This is a genomic window from Streptomyces rectiviolaceus (assembly GCF_039533825.1).
Taxonomy (GTDB): domain Bacteria; phylum Actinomycetota; class Actinomycetes; order Streptomycetales; family Streptomycetaceae; genus Streptomyces; species Streptomyces rectiviolaceus.
This window is the reverse complement of record NZ_BAAAUG010000022.1, coordinates 91,680-100,083: the sequence shown is the minus strand read 5'-3', so window position 1 is coordinate 100,083 and position 8,404 is coordinate 91,680. Positions and strand designations below refer to the sequence as shown.

The 8,404-nt window shown below is 70.3% G+C and carries 6 protein-coding genes and 1 riboswitch; of the genes, 1 reads left to right on the top strand and 5 read right to left on the bottom strand.

Translation table 11 applies throughout. From position 1 onward, the window contains the following. The 4 genes from ABD378_RS06185 to ABD378_RS06170 all read right to left on the bottom strand — a co-directional run. On the bottom strand, positions 1-1,123 hold a 1,123-nt coding region (locus ABD378_RS06185), incomplete at its 3' end, for an LLM class flavin-dependent oxidoreductase (RefSeq protein ID WP_344519396.1). A 15-nt stretch (positions 1,124-1,138) separates the two neighbouring features. Further along, positions 1,139-2,566, bottom strand: a complete 1,428-nt coding sequence (locus tag ABD378_RS06180; RefSeq protein WP_344519395.1) for an NtaA/DmoA family FMN-dependent monooxygenase — start codon at positions 2,564-2,566, stop codon at positions 1,139-1,141. A 22-nt stretch (positions 2,567-2,588) separates the two neighbouring features. Then, on the bottom strand, positions 2,589-3,842 hold the full coding sequence (locus ABD378_RS06175) for an LLM class flavin-dependent oxidoreductase (protein WP_344519394.1): 1,254 nt from the start codon (positions 3,840-3,842) through the stop codon (positions 2,589-2,591). A 76-nt stretch (positions 3,843-3,918) separates the two neighbouring features. Beyond that, positions 3,919-4,008 (bottom strand): putative leader peptide, encoded by a 90-nt coding sequence (locus ABD378_RS06170; protein ID WP_344519751.1) that lies wholly within the window; start codon positions 4,006-4,008, stop codon positions 3,919-3,921. 94 nt (positions 4,009-4,102) lie between these two features. Then, a riboswitch (SAM riboswitch) is annotated at positions 4,103-4,216 on the bottom strand. A 560-nt stretch (positions 4,217-4,776) separates the two neighbouring features. On the opposite strand from ABD378_RS06170, the gene ABD378_RS06165 reads away from it, so the two are divergent. Then, positions 4,777-5,499, top strand: a complete 723-nt coding sequence (locus ABD378_RS06165) for a glutathione S-transferase C-terminal domain-containing protein (RefSeq protein ID WP_344519393.1) — start codon at positions 4,777-4,779, stop codon at positions 5,497-5,499. Here the strand turns inward: ABD378_RS06165 and ABD378_RS06160 are convergent. After that, positions 5,487-8,285 carry a beta-L-arabinofuranosidase domain-containing protein gene (locus ABD378_RS06160; protein WP_344519392.1) on the bottom strand — a complete coding sequence of 933 codons (2,799 nt, stop codon included), beginning with the start codon at positions 8,283-8,285 and terminating at the stop codon, positions 5,487-5,489. The genes ABD378_RS06165 and ABD378_RS06160 overlap by 13 nt on opposite strands. Between the last annotated feature and the right edge of the window lie 119 nt (positions 8,286-8,404).

Sequence of the window (8,404 nt, the reverse complement as noted above, 5' to 3'; positions counted from 1 at the left end):
TGCGCCGCCACTCCTCGGCGAGCAGTTCGTAGGAGCGCACCCGGTCGGCGTGTCCGTGGGTGATCGTGGTGATGAGCAACTCGTCGGCGCCGGTGGCTTCCTGGAGCTGTTCCAGGAGGTCGGCGACCCGCCCCGGGGAGCCGGTGAACTGGGTCTCGGTCCGGTCCTCCACCAGCGCTCGGTCCGCGTCGGTCCAGACGTGCCGGCGCGCCTCTTCCGGCGTGGGGTACTGGATGGCGCCCTCGGCCGTGCGGATGCTGCGGACCCATGGGGCGTAGCCCGCGGCGAGTTCGCGGGCGGTCTGATCGTCCTCGGCGACGACGACGTCCGCGGAGACGCTGACGTAGGGCTTGTCGAGTACGTCGGAGGGCTTGAACGCGGCGCGGTAGCCCTCCGCGGCCTCGAGCACCGTGCCCGGACTGACGTGGTAGTTCGCGGCGAAGGGCAGGCCGCCCCGGCCCGCGACGTCCGCGCTCTGGCCGCCGCTGCTGCCCAGGATCCACACCTGGATATCGGCACCTTCACCGGGGACGACATGCGCTTCGATGCCGTCGGCCGATCGGTACGTGCCCGCGAGCAGCGCGAGGATGTCGTCGACCTGCTCCCCGTAGTCCTGCGCCTGGGCGTGCGGCTGCTGGAGCAGCTTGCGCTGGAGGGCGACGCGGGGTGAGCCGAGCAGATGCTCGTAGGAGAACCGTGCCGGGATCCGCAGCCCGTTGGGTGCGCGGCCGTCGACGACGGGGGTCGCGGTGGGCGCCGGGGCGGCGGGCGTCCCGGGCGGTTTGCCGCCGGAGCGGCCGAGGCCCAGGTCGAGGCGCCCGGGATGCAGCGCGTCGATCAGGCCGAACTCCTCGACCGTGGAGAGTGCGGTGCGGTGACCGAGCTGTACGGCCCCTGCCCCGAGCCTGATCGTCGACGTCGCGGCGGCGGTCAGGGCGAGGACGACCGCGGGTGAGGTGCCGGCCACGCCCGGGTTGAGGTGGTGCTCGGCGAACCAGTAGCGGGCGTAGCCGAATTGCTCGGTCCGCCGGGCCAGGTCGATGGAGTTGTGCAGCGCCCCGGCCGCGGTGGAGCCGGACGAGACCGGGACCAGGTCGAGGACGCCGAGAGGGATGGCTGACATGGGTGGTGCTCCTCCTCAGTGGTCGGCCGACGCGGGCACGGGTGCGGGCACGGGCTCTGACTCGGGCTCAGGGAAGCGCGCCTCGGCGTCGGGGTGGGCCAGGCCGAGGTGGTCGCGCAAGGTGGTGCCCTCGTACTCCGTGCGGAAGACGCCGCGCTCCTGGAGCAGCGGGACCACGGTGTCGGCGAAGGCGTCGAGGCCGCCCGGGGTGATGTGCGGAACGAGGATGAACCCGTCGGACGCGTCGGCCTGGACGAAGGAGTTGATCGTCTCGGCGACGGTGGCCGGGGAGCCCACGAAGGACTGGCGGTTGCCGGTCTCGATGACGAGGTCGCGGATCGACCACTTGTTGGCCGCCGCGAGCTCGCGCCACTCCCGGGCGGTGGCCAGCGGGTCGCGGTACATCCGCACCTGGGCCCGGCCGCGGGCGATGGTGTGCTCGCCGACGTCAGGGTCGATGTCGGGCAGCGGGCCTTCCGGGTCGTACGCGGAGAGGTCGCGGTTCCAGACGAACTCCAGGTGCTTGATCGCTGTGGCGCCGCTGACCTGCTTGCGCCGCACCTCCCGGGAGAGTTCCTCCGCCTCCGCGTCCGTGTCCCCGAGGACGAAGGTCGCGGCGGGCAGGATGAGGAGCTGGTCGTGGGTGCGGCCGTGGCGGGCGAGGCGGCCCTTGACGTCCGTGTAGAACGCCTGACCTTCCTTGAGCGTGCTGTACCGGCTGAAGATCGCGTCCGCGCCGGCCGCCGCGAACTCGCGCCCTTCCTCCGAATCACCGGCCTGGAAGATGACCGGGCGGCCCTGCGGACTGCGCGGGACGTTGAACTGCCCCTGGATGTCGAAGTGTTGACCCTGGTGGACGAAGGCGCCCGCCTGGGCGTCGCGCAGGAAGGTGCCGCTCTCCTGGTCCGCGACGATCTCGTCACCGCGCCAGGAGTCGAACAGCTCATTGGCCGTACTCAGGAATTCCTTCGCCCTGGAGTAGCGCTCCTCCTGCGGCAGGAATCCGCCACGGCGGAAGTTCTCGCCGGTGAAGGCGTCCCAGGAGGTCACGACGTTCCACGCGGCGCGTCCGCCCGAGAGGTGGTCGAGGCTGGCGAACTGACGGGCCACTTCGTAGGGCTCGTTGAAGGTGGAGTTGATGGTGCCGGTCAGGCCGAGGTGTTCGGTGACGGCGGCGAGCGCGGTCAGGACGGCGAAGGTGTCGGGCCGCCCGACGACGTCCAAGTCGTAGATCTTCCCGCCCTGTTCACGCAGCCGCAGCCCCTCGGCGAGGAACAGGAAGTCGAACTTGGCGCGCTCCGCGGTCCGCGCGAAGTGCGCGAAGGAGCTGAACTCGATATGGCTTCCGGCCTCCGGGTCGCTCCATACGGTGGTGTTGTTGACGCCGGGGAAATGCGCCGCGAGGTGGATCTGCTTGAGCGGCTTGTCCGGTGACTTGCTCATGAGGGGTCCCTTCCGGTCCGGCTCAGGCGGTGGCGGCGTAGCGGCTTGCGGGGCGGGCGAGGCCCAGCAGGCCGCGCAGGGTGTCGGCTTCGTAGGCGTGCCGGAAGGCGCCGCGGCGCTGCAGTTCGGGCACCAGGCCGCGGGTGATCGCCGGGAGGTCGTGGCCGATGACGGCGGGACGCAGCCGGAACCCGGTAAGACCGGCCTGTCCCAACTCCAGGAGAAGTTCGGCCAGTTGCGCCGGTGTACCCGTGAAGACTCGCGCGTCGCTGGTGTACGGGTGACCGGCGAGGGCGTCCAGACGCTCCCTGCGGGCCGTGGCGGCGGCCGGGTCGTCGTCGAGGAACACGACCAGGTCACCGAAGAGATGCAGGGGTTCGCCGGTCCGCCCTGCCGCGTCCTGTTCGGCACGGACCGCCGTGACGACGACGCGTGCGTGCCCGGCGTCGCGCGGGGTGACGTATCCGATGTCGGCGGAGCGGCCGAGAAGCCGGAACGGCGCGTCATTCGCTGCCTCGTGGGCGAGCGCGCTGACCAGGGGCCTGCCCTGTGGCGGCCGTGGCGTGATCGAGGGCCCCTTGACGCTGAAGTGCTTGCCCTCGAAGTCGATGTAGTGCAGCTTGTCGCGGTCGATGAAGCGGCCGGTGGCGACGTCCCTGATCTCCGCGTCGTCCTCCCAGCTGTCCCAGAGCCGGCGCACGGCTTCGACGTGGTCGGCCGCCTCGTCGAAGAGGTCGACGGTCAACTCCCTGACGGCGGGGTCGTCGAGGTCCTCGATGCCGAAGGCGGGGAAGGTGCGGCGTCCGAAGTGCGCGGCCTCGTTGCGGCGTGCCGACACCTGGACCCGTACGCCCGCGCGGCCCGTGCTCACGTAGTCGAGCGTGGCGATCGCCTTGGATATGTGGAAGGGCTCCGTGTGCGTGGCCACCACCGTCGGCACCAGTCCGATGTGGCTGGTCAGCGGGGCGACGCGGGCGGCGATGAGGACGGCGTCGAGCCGTCCGCGGACCTGATCGGTGCGCCCGTCGGGTTCGGTGAAGTGCGAGGACTGCAGCCCGAGGGCGTCCTCGATCGTCACGAAGTCGAGCAGGCCGCGTTCGGCCTCGGTGATCTGATCGGCCCAGTACTGGGCGGTGAGCAACTCCCGGGGGCGGGACGCCGGTTCGCGCCACGCGGCCGGGTGCCAGCCCGCCCCGTCGAGCGCGACGGCGAGGTGCAGCGCGGAGGAAGGAGCGGAAGAGGGCAGCGCGGATGAAGGTGAAGGTGATGACGACACGGAGGAGTGCCTTCCTGATCGACCGTACGAGAACACCGGCCCCTCGGCTCCGAGGGTGCGGCGGCGGGGTGACGGGTCAGGAACGACAGAGCGCGCCGGCGACACGCTGCAGGTCGATGTGCGGCCGGGAGTACAGATGCACCTGGCGGCTCGGAGCGATCACCATGACGCGAGGGGCGGGCAACGCGGGCGGCACAAGTGCCACGTCCGTCACCTCCGCCCTTCCGGCCGGCGGGCCTGGGGCCTCGCCAGTCTCGCCGGTCTCGCGCTTGCGGAACCCTGGTCGGGCACCGCCTGGTCCTCACCTGGAGCACCCCGCCGCGTGGGAGGGTTGCCGGTCAGCAAGCCAGGGCTTGACGCTGACGCTCGTAACCTGCTCGGGACGTTACGTGAGGTCCGTGGCGGTGCGCAATGCCTGTGGATCATGGGCGTGCTCACATCGCCGTAGGTGCCTCGTCGTCCGCCTCCGTCAGGGACAACCGCGGGGCCGCGCCTTCTGTTCCGCTTCCACGCCGGGAGTTCCACGCCTTCTTGACGGCGCCTGGTGCCCGGATCCAGACTTCCGGTGACGGTCACGATGGTGGGCAAGCGCGGCTCCGGACGCAACGGGCCTCGACGGCAGGGCTGGTGGACATGTCCAGGGCGGTCGGTGAGAGGAAAAGCACCCCACGGCGTCCCCTGCCCGCGGGACGGCCCCGCCCCCGCCTCCTGACACGGCGTCTGCACATCGACCTGCTGCGCGTGTGCAGCGCCTCGGCTCCAGCCGCCTGACGTCGTCCCGCAGAAGAGACGTCCACGGAGACGAGGCGTCATCGCTTCGGCTCTCTTCCTCATGCGGCCCTCCGTGGCCCCGGATCCCCCTCTCCCCCCTCTCCCCCGCTGTGCCACCGACGCCGTGCGCGCGGTCGGCGCCCCCTCACCTGTCTGGAGAGCCATGCCCAGTCCACTCGGCGCCCGTCCGTCGCCGATCCGCAGCCGCATCGGCGCCGACCTGGCGGGCGGCTTCTATCCAGCCCCCCACCGCTATCACCTGTACCTCTCGGCAGGGTGTCCCCGCTCCTTGCGCGTCTCGATCACTCTCGACCTGCTCGGGCTCAGGGACGCGGTCACGACCACACTCCTGACACCGGACACCACCGCCATGGCGGCACTCGACTCGCTGCACGGCCACTACGAGGCCACCGAGCACCACTTCGACGGCCCGCTGACCGTTCCCGCCCTGTGCGACCGATGGAGCGGGCACGTCGTCAGCAACCACACCCCCGACATCCTGCGCGACCTCGCCTGTCGCTTCTCCGCGCACGGCCGTGGCCCGCTCACCCTCCTGCGCCCACCGGCCCTGGCCGCACGAATCGACACCTGGCACGAACTCCTCGCAACCCCGCTCACCCCACTCACCCCACTCACCCCTTCGACGCTGGACCAGATCGACCGCCGTCTGGCCTCCCACCCCTACCTCGTGGGCGGCCAACTCACCGCGGCGGACGTCGACTTGTGGGCAACACTCGTCCACCTCACCCCGGACGAACGCCTCACCCCGGACGAAGCCGAGGCCACCCACCGCTACCCCCACGTACGTACCTACGTCCGCCGCCTGCACGAGCACCCGGCCTTCCACGCCAACCACCCTCGCCCGGGCCCCGTTCACCGCACGTAGGACGCCTCCTTCGCCGTGCTCACCACCTTCTTGCCGTCCGGCGCGCTCAGCCGTCCTGCGGCCACCCAGGAATCCGCGGTGGCCTGGACGTGCTTGACCAGCGCGCCCTTGTCCCCGAAGGGAGCGGCCGACCAGATCTCGTCGAGGAGGGTCATGCCGTCGGGACCTGCCGGATTGGTGACGCCGGAGTCGATCGTGCCGAGGACCACCTTGGGTTCGGCCCGCTGGAAGTAGGCGTGCGTCGGGTCCTCCGTGCCTTCGAAGAAGGGCGCGAGGCCGGTGCCGTCGAGTGTGTAGTGGAGCGGTTTGCCCGCGACCGGGGTGAGCGTGGGCAGCAGGTCTCCGGAGAGTGCCGCGTTGCGGTAGAGACCGAACCGGAGGTACGACGTACGGCTGTCGCGGGCCACCAGGTGGACCGGTCCGTAGAACAGGGCCTGGACTTCCGGCTTGTCGAGGGTCTTCTCCACCCGCAGCCGGAAGGGAACGGAGACCCGGACGGTGTCACCGTCGCGCCATGTCCGGGACACGGAGAAGTAGCTTCCGGGGACCGGATCGGCTCTCACCTTCTTGCCGTTGACGGTCACGGCGAATCCGCTCCCCGCCCAGGCCGGTATGCGCAACCGCAGATCGAAGGCGGCGGAGCCACGGACGGTGAGCGTGGTGCCCTGTTCCCTCGGGTAGTCGGTGGTCTGCGTGACCGTGATGCCCTTCTGGCTCCAGGTCAGCGTGGAGGGGCTGTAGAGGTTGACGTACAGGGCGGAGCCGTCGGCCTTCCGGAAGTAGACGGAGTCCTGGTACTTGGTGGCGCTCTCCATGCCCGTGCCCTCGCAGCATGTCGTCCCGGACTTGGGCGTGTAGTCGCGCACATGGCCCGGCAGCAGGCCGATGAAGTACGTGACGAGCGGCTTCTCCGCGTCGGCCTTGTCCTGCTTCGAACCGAGGACCTGGTTGTACAGGGCCCGCTCGTAGTAGTCCATGTACACGGGGTCCTGCTCGTGGAGGAACAGCGCCCGGCTCAGCTTGAGCAGGTTGTACGCGCAGCAGGTCTCGGCGGTCGTGTCGCCGAGCGTTCCCGCGATGACGCCGGGCGCCTTCCAGAACTCGCCGGTGCTGGTGCCGCCGATGCCGTACATGCGGGTCGGGACGACCATGCCCCAGAAGTTCTTCGCGGCGGTGAGGTAGCGCCGCTCCCCCGTCTCGTCGTACAGCCGAAGCAGTCCGGTGAAGATGGGGATGTGCTGGTTGGCGTGGAGCCCGTCGAGCGTGTCGTCGCCCGCGGCGCACGCGTCGATGAGCTTGTCGAGGTCGAAGAGGCGGGCCAGCGCCAGGTGTTCGGCCTTGCCGGTGATGGCGTACAGGTCGCAGATCGCCTCGACGATGCCGCCGAACTCCCCGCTGGAGAAGATGCCCCACATCCGTTGCAGGGTGGTCCGTGGCAGTCCGGAGAGGCGGGCGTACATCCAGTCGCACATGCCCGACGCGAGGTCCAGCGCCCGGGCGTCGTCCGTGTGCAGATAGGCGTCGAGGACACCGCGCAGGATCTTGTGGGCGGTGTAGTACGGCGCCCACACCACCGTGTAGTCACCTTTGGTCATCGACTCCAGGGTGATGAACTGCGTCTCGGGGTACGCCGCGAGAAACCCCGGATGGCTCGGTCCGCCCCAGGTGCGGCGCAGGGTGGCAGGCCGGCCGCGGCCGGAGCTGTCGGCGAAGGAGCCGCCGTCGGTCTCGTCGAAGGCGTACGACGCCAAGTCCCCCGCTCCTGCCGGTGAACCGGCGGCGCGCGCGTCCTCGAGCCCGGCGATCTCGGCGGCGGTCAGCGCCCGCGACCAGAAGTTGACCTCGTCGAACGCGCCGGCGAAGACGGGGTCGGCCGCGTAGTTGGAGCGGCCGAGCCAGTTGTTCTTCAGCGGGCCGAGCGCGGACGGGTCCAGGGTCATCGCGGTGTTGGCGGCGACCGCGGTGCCGTTGACGTAGAGCGTGCCGGTGGCGCCCTCGATCGTCACCGCCACGTGGCTCCACTCGTGCAGGGCCAGTGGCGTGGTGCCGTTGATGCCCTGCTCGTCGCCCGGCCCGTTCGACGTGATGGCGAAGCGTGGGACTCCGTCCGCGTTGCGGGCGGCCAGGTAGAGGTAACGGCTCGCGTCGTTGCCGCAGTCGAGGATCCGGGTCCAGTCGGCTTCGTGGGCGGGCTTCACCCAGGCCGAGAGGGTCACGTCCGTGGCGCCGCCGAGGACGCCGGACGGCAGATCGACGTACTGATGCGAGCCCCTCACATTCTCCGCGGCCGTACCGAACTTGCCGGGGACGCTGAGGACTTCCGGGTCGCGGCGGAGCGCCGTACGGACCTCCGTCAGCGCCCCGACCATGGAGCTGATCCTGTCGGCGTACGCCTTCTCGCCCGTACTGCCGTAGGCCTGGGAGAGCATGGTCAGGAAGTGGCCTGTGTAGTGGCCCCGGAGGTTTCCGTTCGCCTCGCCGTCGAGCCCCTCCCAGCCACCGGGGGCCACCGCGCCCCGGGTGGAGAGCCCGGCGTTGGCGCGGAACACCTGCAGCAGCCGGTCCACGTCATAGCCCCGGCCGTGGTCGAGCATCAGGGCACGCTTGGCGGCGAAGACACCCTCGCGGAGCGCGACGTTCCCCAGCGCGAACGGCTGCGCACTCGCAGGAACCACGGATCGCGGAGCGGCGCCCACCCTGCTTGCGGCGAGAGACGGGATCACCGGCGCCGCCGCCGCGAGAACGGCGGCACGCAGGACGGCTCTTCTGGCGGGTGCGGGGGCCATGGGTGCCTCATCCCTGATCTGTTCGTTCGATATACCGGACACAGTTCGGATTACCGACCAAAAAGTAGGAGGGTGGCAAGGGCACGTCAATGCTTCTGTCAGGATCCACGATCTACGTG